General features: G+C 54.5%; 17 protein-coding genes. All 17 read right to left on the minus strand.

Features of this window, described 5'->3' with window-relative positions; translation table 11 throughout:
* The coding region (locus tag BFP93_RS09350) for an NAD(P)(+) transhydrogenase (Re/Si-specific) subunit beta (protein ID WP_141687952.1) at positions 1-848 on the minus strand (848 nt) is incomplete at its 3' end.
* On the minus strand, positions 848-1,168 hold the full coding sequence (locus BFP93_RS09355) for an NAD(P) transhydrogenase subunit alpha (RefSeq protein WP_003187417.1): 321 nt from the start codon (positions 1,166-1,168) through the stop codon (positions 848-850). The genes BFP93_RS09350 and BFP93_RS09355, both read right to left, overlap by 1 nt.
* 15 nt (positions 1,169-1,183) lie before the next feature.
* The gene (locus BFP93_RS09360; protein ID WP_065892865.1) at positions 1,184-2,305 is read right to left on the minus strand and encodes a Re/Si-specific NAD(P)(+) transhydrogenase subunit alpha; all 1,122 of its coding nucleotides are present in this window, start codon (positions 2,303-2,305) and stop codon (positions 1,184-1,186) included.
* A 532-nt stretch (positions 2,306-2,837) separates the two neighbouring features.
* Positions 2,838-3,536 carry a pirin family protein gene (locus BFP93_RS09365; protein ID WP_065892866.1) on the minus strand — a complete coding sequence of 233 codons (699 nt, stop codon included), beginning with the start codon at positions 3,534-3,536 and terminating at the stop codon, positions 2,838-2,840.
* A gap of 256 nt (positions 3,537-3,792) precedes the next feature.
* Positions 3,793-5,373 carry an aldehyde dehydrogenase (NADP(+)) gene (locus tag BFP93_RS09370; RefSeq protein ID WP_065892891.1) on the minus strand — a complete coding sequence of 527 codons (1,581 nt, stop codon included), beginning with the start codon at positions 5,371-5,373 and terminating at the stop codon, positions 3,793-3,795.
* A gap of 90 nt (positions 5,374-5,463) precedes the next feature.
* Positions 5,464-7,218 carry an FAD-dependent monooxygenase gene (locus BFP93_RS09375; RefSeq protein ID WP_058422020.1) on the minus strand — a complete coding sequence of 585 codons (1,755 nt, stop codon included), beginning with the start codon at positions 7,216-7,218 and terminating at the stop codon, positions 5,464-5,466.
* Between the two features lie 153 nt (positions 7,219-7,371).
* A complete protein-coding gene (gene mhpT, locus BFP93_RS09380; RefSeq protein WP_065892867.1) occupies positions 7,372-8,631 on the minus strand; it encodes a 3-(3-hydroxy-phenyl)propionate transporter MhpT in 1,260 nt (419 codons plus the stop codon).
* Positions 8,632-8,808: 177 nt separating this feature from the next.
* Positions 8,809-9,828: a 4-hydroxy-2-oxovalerate aldolase gene (dmpG, locus tag BFP93_RS09385; protein WP_065892868.1), complete on the minus strand. Its 1,020-nt coding sequence runs from the start codon at positions 9,826-9,828 to the stop codon at positions 8,809-8,811.
* Between the two features lie 10 nt (positions 9,829-9,838).
* Positions 9,839-10,774, minus strand: coding sequence for an acetaldehyde dehydrogenase (acetylating) (locus tag BFP93_RS09390; protein ID WP_065892892.1), 936 nt, complete (start codon positions 10,772-10,774; stop codon positions 9,839-9,841).
* A gap of 33 nt (positions 10,775-10,807) precedes the next feature.
* Positions 10,808-11,602, minus strand: coding sequence for a 2-keto-4-pentenoate hydratase (mhpD, locus tag BFP93_RS09395; RefSeq protein ID WP_065892869.1), 795 nt, complete (start codon positions 11,600-11,602; stop codon positions 10,808-10,810).
* 113 nt (positions 11,603-11,715) lie between these two features.
* Positions 11,716-12,585, minus strand: a complete 870-nt coding sequence (locus BFP93_RS09400; RefSeq protein ID WP_065892870.1) for an alpha/beta fold hydrolase — start codon at positions 12,583-12,585, stop codon at positions 11,716-11,718.
* Positions 12,586-12,657: 72 nt separating this feature from the next.
* Positions 12,658-13,605 carry a 3-carboxyethylcatechol 2,3-dioxygenase gene (locus BFP93_RS09405; protein WP_065892893.1) on the minus strand — a complete coding sequence of 316 codons (948 nt, stop codon included), beginning with the start codon at positions 13,603-13,605 and terminating at the stop codon, positions 12,658-12,660.
* A 271-nt stretch (positions 13,606-13,876) separates the two neighbouring features.
* On the minus strand, positions 13,877-14,995 hold the full coding sequence (locus BFP93_RS09410; protein WP_065892871.1) for an alcohol dehydrogenase catalytic domain-containing protein: 1,119 nt from the start codon (positions 14,993-14,995) through the stop codon (positions 13,877-13,879).
* Positions 14,996-15,060: 65 nt separating this feature from the next.
* A complete protein-coding gene (locus tag BFP93_RS09415; protein WP_017138684.1) occupies positions 15,061-16,026 on the minus strand; it encodes a VOC family protein in 966 nt (321 codons plus the stop codon).
* A 56-nt stretch (positions 16,027-16,082) separates the two neighbouring features.
* Positions 16,083-16,400 carry an NIPSNAP family protein gene (locus BFP93_RS09420; protein ID WP_017138683.1) on the minus strand — a complete coding sequence of 106 codons (318 nt, stop codon included), beginning with the start codon at positions 16,398-16,400 and terminating at the stop codon, positions 16,083-16,085.
* 19 nt (positions 16,401-16,419) lie between these two features.
* Positions 16,420-17,316: a 4-hydroxy-tetrahydrodipicolinate synthase gene (gene dapA, locus BFP93_RS09425; RefSeq protein ID WP_065892872.1), complete on the minus strand. Its 897-nt coding sequence runs from the start codon at positions 17,314-17,316 to the stop codon at positions 16,420-16,422.
* Positions 17,317-17,363: 47 nt separating this feature from the next.
* Positions 17,364-18,116, minus strand: a complete 753-nt coding sequence (locus BFP93_RS09430; protein ID WP_058422013.1) for an SDR family oxidoreductase — start codon at positions 18,114-18,116, stop codon at positions 17,364-17,366.
* Positions 18,117-18,188 lie beyond the last annotated feature (72 nt).

Raw genomic sequence — 18,188 nt, forward strand, 5'->3', positions numbered from 1 at the left:
ACATTGAAGAAGGAGCGGTTCATGGCCTTGCACATGATGTACGACAGGATCGCGCCGCTGGAGCCCACCAGGGAGCCGGCGATGATCAGCATCGAGTTGTTCAGCGAGAAGCCGATCCCTGCCGCTGCCCAGCCGGAGTAGCTGTTGAGCATCGAGACAACCACCGGCATGTCGGCGCCGCCGATGGGGATGATGATCAGCACGCCCAGTACAAAGGCCAGGGCCAGCATCACGGCGAAGGCCGTGAGGTTGCCGGTGAACATGAAGGCCAGGCCCAGGCCCAGCGTCAGCAGGCCCAGCACCAGGTTGAGCTTGTGCTGGCCGCCGAACTGCACCGGTGCGCCCTGGAACAGGCGGAACTTGTACTTGCCGGAGAGCTTGCCGAAAGCGATCACCGAACCGGAGAAGGTAATTGCACCGATGGCGGCACCCAGGAACAGTTCCAGGCGGTTGCCCGCAGGAATGGCGTCGCCCAGGTGCTTGACGATACCCAGCGATTGCGGTTCGACGACCGCCGCGATGGCGATGAATACCGCAGCCAGGCCGATCATGCTGTGCATGAACGCGACCAGTTCCGGCATCTTGGTCATTTCGACGCGCTTGGCCATGACCGAGCCGGCGGTGCCGCCGATCAGCAGGCCGACGATCACATAGCCGATACCGGCCGTCGCCAGCTCAGCGCCGAGCTTATAGATGAGGCCAACGGTGGTGAGTACCGCCAGCGCCATGCCGAGCATGCCGAACAGGTTGCCGCGCCGCGAAGTGGTCGGGTGCGAGAGGCCTTTGAGGGCCTGGATGAAGCAGATCGACGCAATCAGGTAGAGCGTCGTGACGAGGTTCATGCTCATTACTTGGGCGCCTCTTCTTTTACTTTCGGGGCTTTTTTCTTGAACATCTCAAGCATTCGCCGGGTGACCAGGAAACCACCAAACACATTGACCGCCGCCAGGGCCACAGCCAGGGTGCCCATGGTCTTGCCCAGCGGTGTGACCGTGAGGGCGGCGGCGAGCATGGCGCCGACGATCACGATTGCCGAAATGGCGTTGGTTACGGCCATCAACGGCGTGTGCAGCGCGGGTGTCACGTTCCAGACCACGTGGTAACCGACATAAATCGCCAGCACAAAGATGATCAGGTTGTAGATACCGGGGGAGATAAGCTCTTCCATCGTCTGAATCCCTGCTTAGGCGTTTTTGCGGATGGCTTGGCCGTCGCGGCACATCAGGCACGCGGCGACGATGTCGTCTTCGAGGTTGATTTCAAACTGCCCTTCCTTGGTGAAGACCAGCTTCAGGAAGTCCAGCAGGTTGCGCGCATACAAGGCTGACGCGTCGGCAGCGACGGCGCCGGCGAGGTTGGTCGGGCCGCAGATGATTACGCCGTTCTCCACCACCACCTGGTCGGCGACGGTCAGCGGGCAATTGCCGCCCTGGGCGGCAGCGAGGTCGATGACCACCGAGCCGGGCTTCATCTGCGCGACGGTGTCGGCGCTGAGCAGCGTCGGCGCCTTGCGGCCGGGGATCAGGGCGGTGGTGATGACGATGTCGGCCTGCTTGGCGCGTTCGTGCACGGCCAGGGCCTGGCGTTGCATCCAGCTGCTGGGCATCGGGCGCGCGTAGCCGCCGACACCGACGGAGCATTCACGTTCTTCGTCGGTGTCGTAGGGGACGTCGACGAACTTGGCGCCAAGGGATTCGATCTGCTCTTTTACCGCAGGACGCACGTCGGATGCTTCGATCACCGCGCCCAGGCGTTTCGCCGTGGCGATGGCTTGAAGGCCTGCAACACCGGCGCCGAGGATCAGCACGCGCGCGGCTTTGACCGTACCGGCGGCGGTCATGAGCATCGGCATGAAGCGCGGGTAATGATGGGCGGCCAGCAACACGGCTTTATAGCCGGCGATGTTGGCCTGGGAAGACAGCACGTCGAGGCTCTGGGCCCGCGAGGTACGTGGCGCAGCTTCCAGCGCAAAGGCAGTGATGCCTTGCTCGGCCAGCTTGGCAATGGTTTCGTTGCTGAACGGGTTGAGCATGCCCACCAACACGGTGCCGCTTTTGATCATCGCCAGTTCGTTGTCGCTGGGGGCAACCACCTTGAGAATCAGCTCGGCGCCAAACGCTTCGCTGGCGCTGCCAATGGTTGCACCTGCCGTTTCATAGGCGCTGTCGACGATGCTGGCCTTGGCGCCTGCTCCGCTTTGCACCGTGACCTTGTGGCCCTGGCCGATCAGCTTCTTGATGGTTTCCGGGGTAGCAGCCACCCGCGTTTCACCGGTCTGGGTTTCGAGAGGAACACCGATTTTCACGTATATCTCCGTAACAAAATGACAGAGCACCATGCGACTCAATGAGTAGCAGACGCAGAGATACCTTTTGATTTAGGCGAGCTGGGATAGAGAGGGAGAAACAGACCTGGCCAGGCGACGGTTGCGCGAGGATCTTGGTCGAGTTGTTGTACGAATTGCTGAGGAAATCCAACGCTGGCTCAGCGTTTTACAAAACAGACTACAAAGTGAGTAGTGAGAGGACTTTTCTAATCTCGAACTAAAGCACGGAGCTCGGCTATTCGTCATCTGTAGACACCTGGTGAGGCGCATCTGGAGCGCCCTAGGTTCTCTCTGAAACACATGAAAAGATGATCCACTCACAGGATTTATGTTGAGTGGTGAGCCGAGCCCGTTGTCCCGCGAGTGAGACAATCCTTAGCTAAGGAGGATCAGATCAGCCTATCTCTCATGCAATCTATTATTTTTATGCGCAGTGATGATGCACCACTAATATTCTAGCATGCAAGCATAAAAGCTGACCCTGTATGACACGATTTCGGCGGCGACTATTTCACGCAATGTCCACCATTACGACTTCGCTGTGCTCAAGAGCATTGACGTCCAGCAGGCTTTCATCTCTAACGGCCGCACCATCGCCCTCCTTCAGAATTTTATCATTCAACTTAATGCTGCCCTTGGCCACGACCAAATATGCTAAGCGAAGAGGGTCGATTGCATAGCGGGCGCTCTGGCCCTCTTGCAGCGTTGCTGCAACAAGACGCGCGTTACAGCGAATAGGCAACGCGTCCACGTCCCCTTCGAGCCCACTGGCCAAGGTCACAAAACGCCCTGCTGAAACACCTTTAGGAAACGGACGTGTCCCCCAAGATGGCGGCATACCGGCCTGGTCTGGCTGGATCCATATCTGGAAGGTCTTGGTGACACCTGGCTCAAGATTGTATTCACTATGGGCGATACCAGTGCCGGCACTCATGACCTGGACGTCTCCAGCAACCGTTCGCCCTCTGTTACCTAAGTTGTCCTGGTGGGTAATCGCCCCTTCGCTAACGTAGGTTATGATTTCCATATCCTTGTGGGGGTGAGAAGGAAAGCCTGAATTGGGCGCAATTATGTTGTCGTTCCAGACAAGCAGGCGCCCCCAGTTCATGCGATTAGGATCGTAGTAGCTCGCGAATGAAAAGTGATGTTTCGCGTTCAGCCACCCGTGGTTATCGCTACCAAGTTGATCAAATGGGCGCAGCTCTATCATGTCTTTTCCCCGGGTTCAGGTTGGAATTGCTAGACATCATCCTTTCAAAAAAACACTAGAAAAAGCGCAAATTAGTGTCCAATTCGTCCAGTATTTTAGATAGTTCATGAAGTGAAGCCGCGTATGGCGTCGAGGTCAGGAAGATCGCTACCGGTCGGCTACCATGTATTCGTCATCTGCTTTAAGGATGGCGCCCAATCGCGGCACGCCAAGTTTGTAATCAGGCGTGCCTATGGGCTCAGAAACGCTTAAAATTCTATATTGCGGCAGATGACCAAACACCATCGACCAGACGATTTATGCCCAAAGGATTCGCATTTTTTAGCGCGTCAGGCAGAAGAGCATCTGGATAATTCTGATAGCACACTGGCCTCAGGAATCGATCTATGGCGGCCGTCCCTACTGAGGTTCCCCGAGCATCTGATGTAGCAGGGAATGGCCCGCCATGCACCATCGCATCGCATACCTCGACTCCCGTGGGATAGCCGTTAACAAGAATACGCCCCACCTTCTCTTCGAGCATTGGCACCAACCACTCATGCTCTGACAAGTCAGAACCTTCAGCGATCAGGGTGGCTGTTAGTTGCCCCCGAATCGCTTTTAAGACAGCTCGCAGCTCATGAGTATTTGCAGCTTCCACCAATATAGTGGTCGGCCCAAATACCTCTTCCTGAAGTAAGGAATCGCCGTCTATCAACAGCGCCGCATCGGCCTTGAAAAGTTGGGCCTCAGCCACACCGGCGGCTTGAGGTCTACCGGCAAGATGCGTGACTCCTGAGTGGGCGTGCAGCTTATGGACGCCTTGGCTATAGCTGCTTAATCCTCCAGCGTTAAGCATGGTCTGGGCGGGAGCTTGGCTAAGCCGATGTACTAAATACTCAATGAAGCGCGAGAACTCTGGCGATTTCAAACCGATAACCAAACCAGGATTAGTGCAGAACTGCCCTGCCCCCAGCGTCACTGAATCACCAAGCTCATTGGCGATTGCTGCGCCACGGATCTTAAGTGCCTCAGGAAGTACGAACACAGGGTTGATGCTCGACATCTCGGCGAACACCGGAATAGGCTGGGCACGTTCAGAGGCAATCTTGCAGAGTGCGGTACCACCTGACAGTGAACCCGTAAAACCAACTGCTTGAACAGCCGGGTGCTTAACCAGGGCTTCGCCGACCCTTGAGCCGAAAATCATGTTGAAAACACCTTGAGGCATTCCGGTGCGCTTTGCCGCGCGCTCAATCGCGCACCCCACAAGATCGGCCGTGGCCATATGTCCGCTGTGAGCTTTTACGATTACCGGGCAACCTGCTGCCAATGCTGCAGCGGTATCACCACCGGCGGTCGAGAACGCCAGTGGAAAGTTACTTGCTCCAAATACCGCAACGGGTCCGACCCCAATTCGATATTGACGAAGGTCAACTCGAGGAGCGGGCTTACGCTCTGGCAAAGCACGATCGATACGAGCCCCGAGGTAATCGCCTCTACCTAAAAGTTTCGCGAACATCCGCATTTGATTGCTCGTACGAGCTCGCTCGCCCTGGATTCGCGCCGCAGGTAGTGCCGTTTCCCGGCTAACGATGGAGATGAAGTCATCGTCCAGGAAATCGAGCTCTTCTGCGATTGCTTCTAAAAACTCAGCCCTTCTAGATGGCAAAAGGTTTCGAAAAATAGGAAAGGCATCCTGAGCTGCACAGGCCGCTTCGTCCACCTCTTGAGGTGTTGCCTGGAAGAAAACGCAATCCAATTCCTCACCGGTAGCTGCTTCGATACTGCGTAATGAAGCAGCGCCTATACCACTGCGACTTCCTGCGATGAAATTCTTACCAACAATATGCTGCATACGATCGATCCCCTCACTGCCTCTTGCGACAGCCTTAAGCGTTAGGTCTGCGAAAAACTGATAAAAGGGGCACACTAGGCCCCTTCAAAATCAGGCTGTACCCAGGACTTTCTCCAAAGCACCCTGAAGTTGAGTAATCGCCCCCTCAACGCTCCAAACTGCCTCCGATTGACGCCATGCAATGTAGCCATCAGGGCGAACCAGGATCGCTCCAGCCTCGTCAATCTCTCGCACGCGCTGCCAATCGAAATAGGCGTCAGCAGTACCCTTTTCACCTGTCACGACTGTGCGTAGATAGGGAAGATTGAGTTCCTTCGCTGCACTGACCCAGGCCTGACCGGAAAGACCGGTGACCAGAGAGAATTTGCCCTTGCCTGTTACGTCAAGTGTTGACGTCCTCAGTCCGTTTTTATCGACGAGCCAGGCATGGGGAATCTTCGCACCAGGCCGAGTAGTCGCTTGCAGGAAGAGTTGTTTATCTTGAGCCCAAACCTCTTCACCGGCGGCCTCGTCAACAACAACTGCATCGGATTCATAGCGTTGATTCAGCTCTACGCCCTGAGCGTTGAACTCATAATCCTTGAGCTCGAGAGCCTTCTGAAGAAGCTCGCGAGTTTTCGCGCCTTCCGCAGTCGGTTCGCGCATACGCTTAAGCAATTTGTCGACGGTGTCCACGCCCTGGTTCATTTTGAAGCATTCTTTGAAAAGCCCGTAATCCGCTCGTGATTGGTTGGCCCGCGTGACAATTTGTTTTCCTACGGGTTGACGCTCAAGAGTGTAGGAGTCCAGCAGGGATTGATTCGCGTAGCCCTTAATGACGTAAGCCAGTTTCCAAGCAAGGTTGAAGCCGTCCTGCACCGAAGTATTCGAACCCAACCCGCTTGATGGCGGATGACGATGCACGGCATCACCGCCGCAATGCACCCGACCGTTGGAGTAGAAGGACGCGTATGCCTGATTAACGTACCAGGTGCTGTTCCTGACTATCTCTACTTCGAGTTCAGGATCACCCACAAGAGTACGGATACGCTGCAGAACATGTTCTGGTGAAAAATCAGGTTCGCCCTTCGCCATGTCGAAGCCCCAACCGGCGATCCATTGACTCCAAGGCTTGACCGCGCGAAGCAAGCCCATGCCAATCTCGCCAAAGCCAGCAACAGGATTCGCAATCCACTGCAGCACACTCGGGCGATGGGCAACATACCGGCTTAGATCGGCGTTAAAAACAACATAGGCAGTTCCTGCTCGAGCCATCTCCCCTTCGATAGGCAGGCCTATGTGCTCGACGATTTTCGAGCGCGCGCCATCCGCTCCCACCAAGTAACGGACACGAATCGTGTACTCGCGCTCCGTGAGTAGGTCTTTGAGGGTGACCGTAACGCCGTCCGCATCTTGGACGTGATTGAGGTACTCGGTGTTAAACGAGAATTGCGCGCCACGCTCAGCGGCGTGTTGAACCAGAATAGGTTCCATGAGCGGTTGGACGATATCAGCCATTGGGCATGGGCTGCCTTTGATGTAATCGCCTTTGCGTGCATCACCTGACCCCCAGGATCTCATCCGAGCAATCTCTTCACCAGCCAAGCTGGTGGTGATTAGGGCGTCTCCCATTAGCTCCCACGGCGTCGCGTGTTTCTTGACTACATCTTCAACACCCAGGTCACGGAAGACCTCCATGGCCCGTTGATTCGTAATGTGAGCACGCGGGGAGTTGGCCAAGTAATTGAACATGGTGACAACTCGCACTCTTACTCCATAGGTGGCTAGAGCGAGTGCTGTGGTGGCGCCGGCAGGACCTGTTCCCACAACCAAAACGTCAGTATCGAAGTGCTGGGAATTGTTCATTATTGTTGTCTCCATTACGACAGGCTTGTAGTTATTGTCTGACTAGAGCATCTGGCCAATCCTGGGATCGACTTCAGGATTGGCAGCGATCAATCTGAGCCCTGATTTCTTGCATGCTAGCATGCAAGAATATTAATCGTAAATCAGATTTATCTAGGTAGAAGCCTGAGTTTCTGATGATTGAACGACCGGTGTGTCCGAGTCCGGCGTCGCGAAGGATGTACCACTTTTTACCACCGACAAATAGCAAAGAGATACAGCCGCCACCACTATCCCTGGCATACAGGAGAGCATCACACCGGCAGTGCCAGTGCCAAGAGCCAGCATTTTACCTGCGACCAAGGGCCCACTCATTGCACCTAGCCTGCCTATCGCCACGGCGGTCCCGACGCCGGTAGCTCTGCCCTTTACGGGATAAAATAAAGGTGCCAGGGCATACAACACACTTTGGCCTCCAGTGGTGAAAATACCCGCAAGAAAACCAGCCACAAGCATTCCGATCAGCGTAGTGGATACGTACAGCCCCATCAACGCTACGAGCATGCCTATATAGATGATGAGTGACATTACCCAAGTCGGCACTCTGTCCATCAACATACCGAGCATCAGCGTGCCGATTGTGGCGCCAAGCTGCATCGTGAGAACAACCCAACTGGCATTTTTGCCCGAGAATCCCTGAGCAACCAAAAGGCTCGGCAGCCAGTTGATCAAGATGTACGTCACCATCAATGTAAAGAAGAAGCTCGCCCACAGCAGTAACGTGGGTTTAGCATTGCCCTTTGCAAAAAGCAGCGTTGAAACCCTTAACGTGTCCTGCATCGTTCCAGAAAAAGCTTTCGATTCGGGTAGGTAAACTGCTAGCAAAGGCACGATCAACAAAGGAACGATACCGCCGACATAGAAGACCAGTTGCCACCCTAAACCAAAATCGTTAACGCCAAACAGCGCAGCTCCGGCTGCCCCCAAGGGTACGCCGCAATACATCATGCTCACTGCGGTGCCACGAAACTTGGGACCAGCGACCTCTGAGGTCAATGCAATGAGATTGGGCAGAGAAGCTCCTAGACCGGCACCGGTGAGAAAACGCGCCGCAATGAGCGAGTTGAAGTCCCACGCTTCTGCTGTCACCAAAGAAAAAACACCAAATAGGGCGACAGAGGCCATGAGCACATACTTGCGTCCATATCGATCCGCCAACCGGCCGCCTAAAAAAGCACCCGGTAGCATTCCCATCACACCCGCACTAAAAACCCAGCCCATATGGAGCTTGTCTATACTAAATACAGACATCATTCCCTGGGCTGCAATCCCCGGTGCCTGAAGATCCAAACCCTCCATTAGGGCAACCATGAAGCACAGTGCAATGGTGATGACGAGCCCGCCGCGGGCTGTGTTACTCGGTAGATTAGACATTACCTAACCTCCGGTGCGACGTAGCCGACACAGCTGTTTTTGCGAGACAAAGACGCGGTCGAAATAAAATGCGGTGCCGGTCTTTATCACCAATGAATAATTGGCAGACGTTCATATCAGTAACCCAATTGTTATTGTTGTCATTGAGCAAAAGGCCGCTTTAAAGGCGGCCGTTTTTTAACGCTTCAAGAGATCCAGAGCGACATCGACGATCATGTCTTCCTGACCGCCGACCATACGGCGTTTGCCAAGCTCGACCAGGATGTCGATGGTCTTCAAGCCATACTTTGCGGCAGCCACTTCGGCGTGTCGCAGGAAACTGGAATAGACCCCGGCATAGCCCAGAGCCAGAGTCTCACGGTCGACACGTACTGGGCGGTCTTGTAGAGGTCGGACGATATCGTCTGCAGCATCCATTAAGGTGTACAGATCAGTGCCATGGTTCCAGCCCAATCGCTCAGCTGCCGCGATAAAAACCTCTAACGGCGCGTTACCTGCGCCTGCCCCCATACCAGCAAGACTGGCGTCGATTCGGTCACACCCCTCTTCCACTGCGGTAATGGAGTTAGCTACGCCCAGTGAGAGGTTATGGTGAGCATGCATGCCGGTGTGAGTCTCAGGTTTGAGCACTGCTTTGAAAGCGCGGAACCGATCCCGGATATCCTGCATATTCATGGCGCCGCCGGAGTCAGCCATGTAAACGCATGTCGCACCGTAGCTCTCCATCAGCTTTGCCTGCTCGGCCAATTTTGCCGGCTCGATCATGTGGCTCATCATAAGGAAGCCAACGGTATCCATCCCTAGCTCACGCGCAAACTCGATATGCTGCTTGGAAACATCCGCTTCGGTGCAATGGGTGGCCACACGAACGACACGAGCGCCAGCGTTGTAGGCTGCCTTGAGGTCATGGACAGTCCCAATGCCTGGCAGTAACAAGGTCGCGATTTTCGCGTGGGTAATGACGTCAGCCGCAGCCTCAATCCACTCAAGGTCGGTGTGCGCCGCAAAACCGTAGTTAAAGCTTGAGCCCTGAAGACCGTCACCGTGGGCCACCTCAATGGAGTCGACTTTGGCTTTATCCAGCGCTCGGGCAATGTCCTGAACATTCTGGATGCTGTACTGATGACGAATCGCATGACTGCCGTCGCGCAGAGTAACGTCAGATATGTAGAGTTTCTTATTCAGATCGATGCTCATTGAATATTCCTCAGACGCTCGTCATTGAATGGGCCATGCGCTCTGCAGTTGCCAACGCAGCGGATGTCATGATGTCGAGGTTGCCCGCGTAGGACGGCAGGTAATGCGCAGCGCCTTCGACTTCCAGAAAAATGGAAGTCTTGAGTCCATGAAATTTTCCTAGCCCAGGAATATTCAACGGCGCCTGTTCCGAGATTTCATCGAACTGAACCTTTTGCTTCAAGCGATAGCCCGGAACGTATGCTTGTACTGCAGCGACCATCTCTTCGACCGACGCTTCGATCTGGGCTTTATCCGCAGCTTCCGACAGAACGAAAACTGTATCTCGCATCATCAAAGGGGGCTCTGCCGGGTTCATTACGATGATGGCCTTACCGCGAGCGGCCCCACCAACAGCCTCGATAGCCTGGGAGGTGGTTTCAGTGAACTCATCGATATTCGCACGCGTACCCGGCCCAGCGGACTTGCTAGCGATAGATGCAACGATCTCGGCGTAGTGAACCTTTGCCACTCGCGATACCGCCGCCACCATCGGGATGGTCGCTTGGCCACCGCAGGTGACCATGTTGACGTTGAGCGCATTTAAGTTCTGCTCAAGGTTCACTACGGGAATGCAATATGGCCCAATGGCAGCAGGAGTCAGGTCAATCAAGCGGATACCTGGTTTGATGCTACGCAGGAATGCATCGTTCTTCACGTGAGCGCCGGCACTCGTCGCATCAAAGACAAAATCGATCTCGGGAAATATCGGAAGCTTAGTCAGGCCTTCTACGCCCTCGTGCGTAACGACGACGCCTAAGCGTGCCGCTCGAGCGAGTCCGTCAGAATTAGGATCGATACCAACCATAGCGCCCATTTCCAGGTGCTTGGCATTACGCATGATCTTAATCATCAGATCCGTACCGATGTTGCCGGAGCCGACAATTGCCACTTTGAGCTTTTTCATGTTTTTTTGCTCTCTCATCTCTTAGGTGCGAAATCAACCAGCGCTGAATTCCACCGCTACATTACCGACGCCGCTAATCGTTGCTTCGAACCGATCACCGGCAGCTACTTGCACCATCGGCCCTAGCGCCCCTGTAAGAATGATGTCACCTGCTTTCAAATGCTCACCAAGCTGAGCCATGGTGCGAGCTAGCCATACCGCAGCATTCAACGGATGTCCCAGACATTGCGCGCCGCTACCTATTGAAACTGACTCACCATTTCGGGTCATTTCCATTTGTGCTTCACGCAAATCCAAACCGTCTAATCGCCGTGCTGGGCCGCCCAATACGAAACATCCACTTGAAGCGTTGTCAGCCACCGTGTCGACAAAGCGGATATTCCAGCCTTGAATACGACTACCTACAATTTCGAGCGCAGGAAGCACCCACCCGGTAGCGGCCAGGACATCTGCAAATGTGGTATCCACTCGAGGCAGGTCAGACTCCAAAACCAGAGCGATCTCAGCTTCAATTTTTGGTTGCAGTAGGCTTGCGTAGGGAACGACTTCGTTATCGCCATAACACATGTCGGCGAACAACGTGCCAAAGTCGGGTTGATCGACCCCTAGCTGGGCCTGAACCTGTTTATTTGTTAAGCCGATCTTGCGACCGATGACCCGCCGACCAGCTGCAATGGCGTGGGCCACGTTCAATCGCTGAATGGCGTACGCCGCTTCCCGGTTATCAAGACCAATCTGATCACGTAGAGGCTCAATTGCCTCACCACTGCTTTCAGCCTGGCGCAAAGCTCCCGCTAATTGCTCTAGAGTCTGCTGGGTCACATTCATAAGACACCTCGTAATTGCGCGCTGTACGAATCACCCGATGCTGTGCGTGTGGGACATCGGGGTGTTGGGTGTCGGGACTGAAGGAACCATAGTCGCCGACACCAGGTAAGCGATTAATGGTTGAGGAAGTCCAAAACCATGCGGTTGAACTTGTCAGCATGCTCCCACTGCGCCCAGTGCCCGCAGTTGTTGAAAACGTGCAATTCGGAGTTCGAAATACCAGCAATCAAGCGCAGTCCGGTATCCATCGGGACGAAGCGATCGTTACGCCCCCAAATGACGAAGGTCTCGGCTTTGATTTCACCAAGGCGATGGCCGAAGTCTGGAAATTGCTTAGGGTTTGCGTCGATACTTTTGACAAAGTTGTCCAAGTGCTCGCGCTGGCTCAGCATATTATCCAGGCGGCCTTGGAATAGTTCGTCAGTCAGCGCACTGCTGTCGTAGACGAACACCTTCATCATTTTTTTGAGGTTCTCGATATTGGGCTCGCGGTAGACGCTCTGGATCAGCTTGATGCCCTCTGTGGGCATTGGCACGAAGGAACTCGCTCCACCAGTACCACCGCCCATCAAGACCAACTTGCCCACCCGCTCAGGGTTGTCCAACGCAAAAGCGACTGCTGTGTGGCCACCCATCGAATTGCCTACCAGGTGGACGCGGTCAAGCCCAAGTGCGTTGACAAACCCTTTAAGCGCAGCAGCATTAAGATGGGAGCGTGAGCCAGTGCAGACCACGGGATCGCTTTTGCTCCAGCCCGGACAGTCCATCAAAATGACGCGAAAACCTGCGTCTACAAACGTGTCGATGTTGCGATTGAAATTTGCCCAACCGCTGGCGCCAGGACCCGAGCCGTGGAGCATGATGATTGTTTCAGCCCCGTCACCAGCATCGTTATAGTGCAGTTGAAACTCATGTTCGCCTTCTTTGACGCGAACCAGTTTGCTGGTGTTTTCATTGGTGAAGGTTTGCTTGGCAGACGTCATCTCTTCTTCCTCATATGATCAGGAGATGGGCTCTTGCGATAAGACGCAGGAGAGGAAAAAACTCAAATTCGCTTAATCCGCGATTGGACGAGCGCTCAAAGCACCGAAGCCCGCAATCCACTCTGGGATCGGTCGGTAATAGCGGTTACTCGTTTGATAAGAGCCATAAGCCGTCATGGCGGCGAATGCAGCCACCCAGGCTTTGACCTCGTGAGTGGATTTGCCCGCTATGGCTGAGAGTTCGTCATCACCGATGCCATCAAGCTCACGCAAATCACCGGCTTGAAGGGTGTCGAGAAAATAGCGATCCCATGTCGGGTTTAGCGGATGGAGGGAATTCTGATCATCGATAAACAGAAGAGCAGCGTTGATAACCCGCTGCGTTCGAGCCTCCCGCTCATCTAGCGGCAGGTTCCTGCCCCCACCTAACAAACGCTCTCGCAGATGCGAGTTTGCAGTTGCCAGCTCAGGTACCGGGGGCTGATGAGACAAACCGCCAGATCCCAGAAACAGAACACGCTTGTCGGTTTTGGCGGCATAAGCCCCCACTGCTTCACCGAACATTCGAACCCGCTGAAAACTCGGCATGGGGCGCGCAAGGCAATTGATGAAAATCGGAATCGTGGGATACCGATCTAACCCGCCTAGCAGAAAATCGAGTGGTTGGGCGAAACCGTGATCGACCTGCATGCGATAAGAAACTGCAGCATCTACTCCCGCAGCTAACACCGCAAAAGCGAGTTCCTCAGCTTCCCGAGCTGGCACTGAGATGACACCCGCAGCAGATCCAAAATCGCCGATGGCTTCTGCAGCAGTACCGATGCAAAAGGACGGCATGATGTCGTAAAAGAAACCGTTGTAATGGTCAGGAGCAAACAGGATTACAAGTTCAGGATCGAAAGCTTCGATCTGCTGACGGGCCGAATTAATCTCGGCATTAATTTCTGCCAGAACATCGGGGGAAGGGTCGACTAAGCCGACCAGAGGTGTGTGTGACAGACAGTGGAGGAAAACGCTCATAGCCATGCACCTTGTCATGCGCTAAAAAACCCGAAGGTTTTCGGCACACTAACGACGGCCCAAGTCGAATGCAGTGAAGGCTGCATCGATACCCTAAAAAGGGCGAGTAGCGCTCGTCGTCATGCGTACGCTTTTGTTGTTGGTGAAATCATCATGCCTACTCACATACTAGCATGCAAGAACAATATTAACCTGAGGCGCTGGCATTTTCTCGTCAATGATTGTTCTGGAATCCCTGCGGCCGATGTTGAATCGGCCGTAGGGAGCGCACTTACGCTTGCGGGTTTATAACGAAATTAGTGAATCCACCATGTCGCCCGGCTATGGAATCCAAGGCTTCGTTGATGCGGCTCAGCCCAAAACCAGTCGTCTCGAATACCGACAGATCGAGAACGCCTCGCTCCGCCATGTCAGCAATATCCTGTCCCTGGCCGGCTGTGAACCAGTTAGAACCCAGCCACTGAACCTGGGCTGCCATTAGCTTGAACAGATTCATCGGAACCAACTCAGACACACCACCCACATGCACAGCTTGCGCACCACGATGCAGGCAATCGATCGCATCAGTGACTGCGCTTGCAGGCGCTCCCGGCCCCAAGGTGTCGACAACGAGATCAACCCCTGCTCCGTTGGTATTAGAAAAGGCCCACTCTGACAAGGAGTTGCCGTCAGACGTTGAGAATGTTTCGATTCGCTGAGGGGCTAACTGGCGAACTTGCTCCAGAAGCGCCTTATCCCTGGCGACAGCAAAGATACGAGTGACGCCAAGCGCTAGCGCCAATAGCACAGCGCCAAGACCAAGAGTCCCGCTTGCACCGTTGACCAACACAGTCATACCAGGGCCCGCTTTACCACGCTTAAGAGCAGCGTACGCCGTTCCCAGATACCCGAACCGCGCCGCCTGATCGAACGTTACATTATCTGGCAGCTTCACAAGGCTATATTGGGGAGCTGTCATAAACTGCGAGAAGCCACCGTAGGGGTAGTGCTTCAAAAGATCATTCGCCTCGGGCGAAAAACCGAAATAACCCGAGTAGCCGAAGCGCTCGCAGCTCAGGGGATCACCCTTGCGGCAGCAGCGGCATGTGCCACAGAACCGAGCCGGATTTACATAAACCCTATCGCCCTCTTTAAAGTTGAAAACGCGTTTTCCGACCCCGACAACGGTACCGGCAGGGTCCAAACCGAAAATGGCAGGTAACTTCGGCAGCGGCAGATCTGGAAACCAGGTTGGATAGTTCTTGATCACGTTCCCAAGGTTGGGCACGACACCACACGACTCTACTCGTACAAGCACTTCATCGCTGTCAGGAGTAGGAATATCGATTTCGTCCACACTCATCGGGGAACCGATATCGTGAAGCCGAGCGGCACGCATTTTATTAGTCATTTGAATTCTCCATTTTGTTATTGATAGCGGAGTTATTTTTTACTCATGCTGCACGCTGACACGGATCACTTTCGCGTCGCGTTGTACAACCCTTCAATTACGTTTACGTTGGCACGTGCACCATCTTGAGCGGCGGCCATCCTGATACGTCTAGCCTCTTCCTGGCCTTCTGGAGGCAGCCAGTTGCGGTCATGCCCCCAGAAACTGGGCCCGTGGACGACTTCATAGGGCTCCCACGTTTCGGGATCAATAACCAGCCCGCCCCAACCGCACTCAACCAGAAACCCGGATGGGCTCTTTGCATAGAATGAAACCACCTGATCGTTCGTATGCCTTCCCAACGTCGTTGCAATTCGCCCTTCATCCACCAACGCCAAGTCGTAGGCCTGTCCGACGTCATCAAGACTCAAGGTTTCAAACATGAGGTGGTGGATACCAACCTTGCCCGTTTCCAGAATTGCCAGACTATGGTGACGTTGGTTTAGATGCAGGAAGATCGCCTTGAACGGTCGCTCGAAATAGTCACTCAGATGAAAACCCAAAAGGTCACGGTAAAACGGCAAAATATCCTTGGCGCTTGGTACGGTGAGGACCACATGGCCAATGCCCATGTCCCCAGTCCGGAAACCTTGCATCGTACGTCCTGGAATGAAGGGCGTTCCTGCCTCAGCCAATCCGTGATAGACCTCAATGCGATTGCCAATGGGATCTGAAAAAACAATCAAGTCCCGAACCTGCCTTTGCTCACAAAGCGAGCGCGACCCGCGATTGACGCGTACCTGTGCCCGCTCCAAACGCACTGCAAATTGATCCAGAGCCGCAGCGTCGGCAACCTCCCACCCCATGAAGCCAAGACCGTTGCGGTTCGCTTCGTTGACGGTCAACCGTTGCTTACGGTCATCCATCCTGAAGGACATACCATCACTCACCGTTTCGGTGAGCTGGAGCCCAAGAAAGCGAGAGCCATAATCCTTCCAACCCGAGGAGTCGGTAGTATCGACTCCCAAATAACCCAGAGCTTTAAGCGTCATTGCTGCATATCCTCTGTCGTCGCTGATGCACTTACCGCTATAGCGAGTCGCCTCGTTTAGAAATGAGATGGGGAAAATGCAGTGGGCAGCAGGATTTTGCTTTCTTGCTTCTGCATCACGCTGATGGTCGATTTGGATGGATCCGTCCACTCTGGATCAGACCAGAGCGCCTTACGACGGGCTTCACGATCAGCGTAATTTTCGTACGCCCAGAGCTGCACGATTTGATTAAGTTCACCCGTGTCAGTCGTGTAGTAACCCACCAGATTGCCTAAATGTTTTTTCTGAATTGGAAAGCGCTCTTTTTCAAAAAACGGTAACCATTCACGAAGTTTTCCGGGCAAAAGCGTGTAAGTCCGCATTTCTACGATCATTGGCTAAATCCTTGTTAAATTAGGTGTGATTAACTTTCACGATCCCGGCATCTCGCATCGCGGATGCGAGAACCGGCCTTGCCTTTTCAGAAAGCGGAACCAGCGGTAGTCGGCAGTGGGGCTTGATTAGGCCTAGCTCCCCAAGGGCCCATTTCGTCGGCGATGGGCTGCTCTCGATGAACAGTGCTTGGTGAAGAGGCATCAGTTGCAAGTTAAGCGCCGACGCTGCTTTTGCCTCTCCTGCCAATGCGCGCTCACAGAGCTGAGCCATTAGACGGGGGGCAACGTTCGCAGTAACGCTTATCGTCCCCTCCCCTCCAAGTAGCATTAGCGCCACAGCTGTAGGGTCATCACCTGAATACAAGCTAAAGCCGCTAGGTCTATAGCGAAGAATTTCAGAAGCCCTCTCGATATTGCCGGTAGCATCCTTGATACCAATAATGCTTGGCTCACATGCAAGCTTCAGAGTTAGCTCAACCCCAATATCTACCCCGGTTCGCGCAGGGACGTTGTAGAGCACAATAGGAAGGTCTACTGCCTGAGCGACGGCTCGAAAATGTTGAAACATGCCTTCCTGCGTAGGACGAACGTAGTAAGGAGCTACATGTAGCGCAGCGTCCGCACCAATCTTCTTAGCGAGCGCCGTCAACTCAATAGCTTCGCTGGTTGAGTTCGCACCTGCCCCTGCGATAACAGGTACGCGACTAGCCACCTGGCGAACCGCGAAGGCACATACCTCAATGTGCTCCTCGACGGAAAGCATGGCGGACTCGCCGGTAGTGCCCACGACGCAAAGGCCATGTGTTCCTTCGGCGATATGCCATTCGATAAGCCGCGCGAGGGACTCGTAGTCGACGCCTCCGTTCTCAAGCATCGGTGTAACAACAGCAACGATACTGCCTGCCAGGCTAACCATCACATACCTCTTCAGAACTGAATTGCACTGCAATCCGTCAAGTACACCTAGAGCTGCGGGGCGCCATAGGCCCCGTTCCAAACCGGTGAAATTACCAACTCATTAACACAGACATGACGGGGCATACTGGCGACAAACCTGACCGCAGCGGCGATATCCTCAGGTTTGAGCATCTTCGACAAAGCCGCCTCGGTGGGTGGCACTTTGCGACGCGACATGGCAGGCGTTGCGACTTCTGCAGGAGACAGCGCACAGGCTCGGATACCGTGTTGGTATTCAGAGGCATTGAGGCTGGTGGTCAACGCGATCACCGCTGCCTTGGCCGCGCTATAGGAAGGTCCTGGCTTGGCCGACACGAACCGACCGGCCCACGAGGCGATGTTGATTACCAACCCGCTCTTAAGCGCTCGCATCGATGGGAGCACCGCGTCGATCGTGTAGTAGACGCCGTTCAAATTGATCTGCGTGACCTGATCGAAATCTGAACTGGAGAGCTCTCCCCATGCGCGAGCCGCCACGTTCATCCCAGCATTCGCCACTAGGATACTTACCGGCCCGTAGTCAGATTCGATTTGGGCTACAGCACTACGAACCGCATCGAAAGATGTCACATCAACGCTTACAGCAGCAGCGTTCGGACTTAGGGTGTGCAAGCGTTCTAGCGCTTGCGCAAGCGCTGCTTCACCCCTGGCAGAAATCACAACAAAATGCCCGTCTTGTACAAGTGCTTCCGCTATTGCAAGACCGATTCCGCTCGACGCCCCCGTTACCCAGCAAACAGTTCGATTCGCGCTGCTCATGACACACCCCCGACTTCCAGGAACTCATCGCTTCCTGGATTCACGTCACCGCAGAAAAGCGAGAGCGGCGGG

The organism is Pseudomonas sp. 44 R 15 (assembly GCF_900004965.1).
Taxonomy (GTDB): Bacteria; Pseudomonadota; Gammaproteobacteria; order Pseudomonadales; family Pseudomonadaceae; genus Aquipseudomonas; species Aquipseudomonas orientalis_A.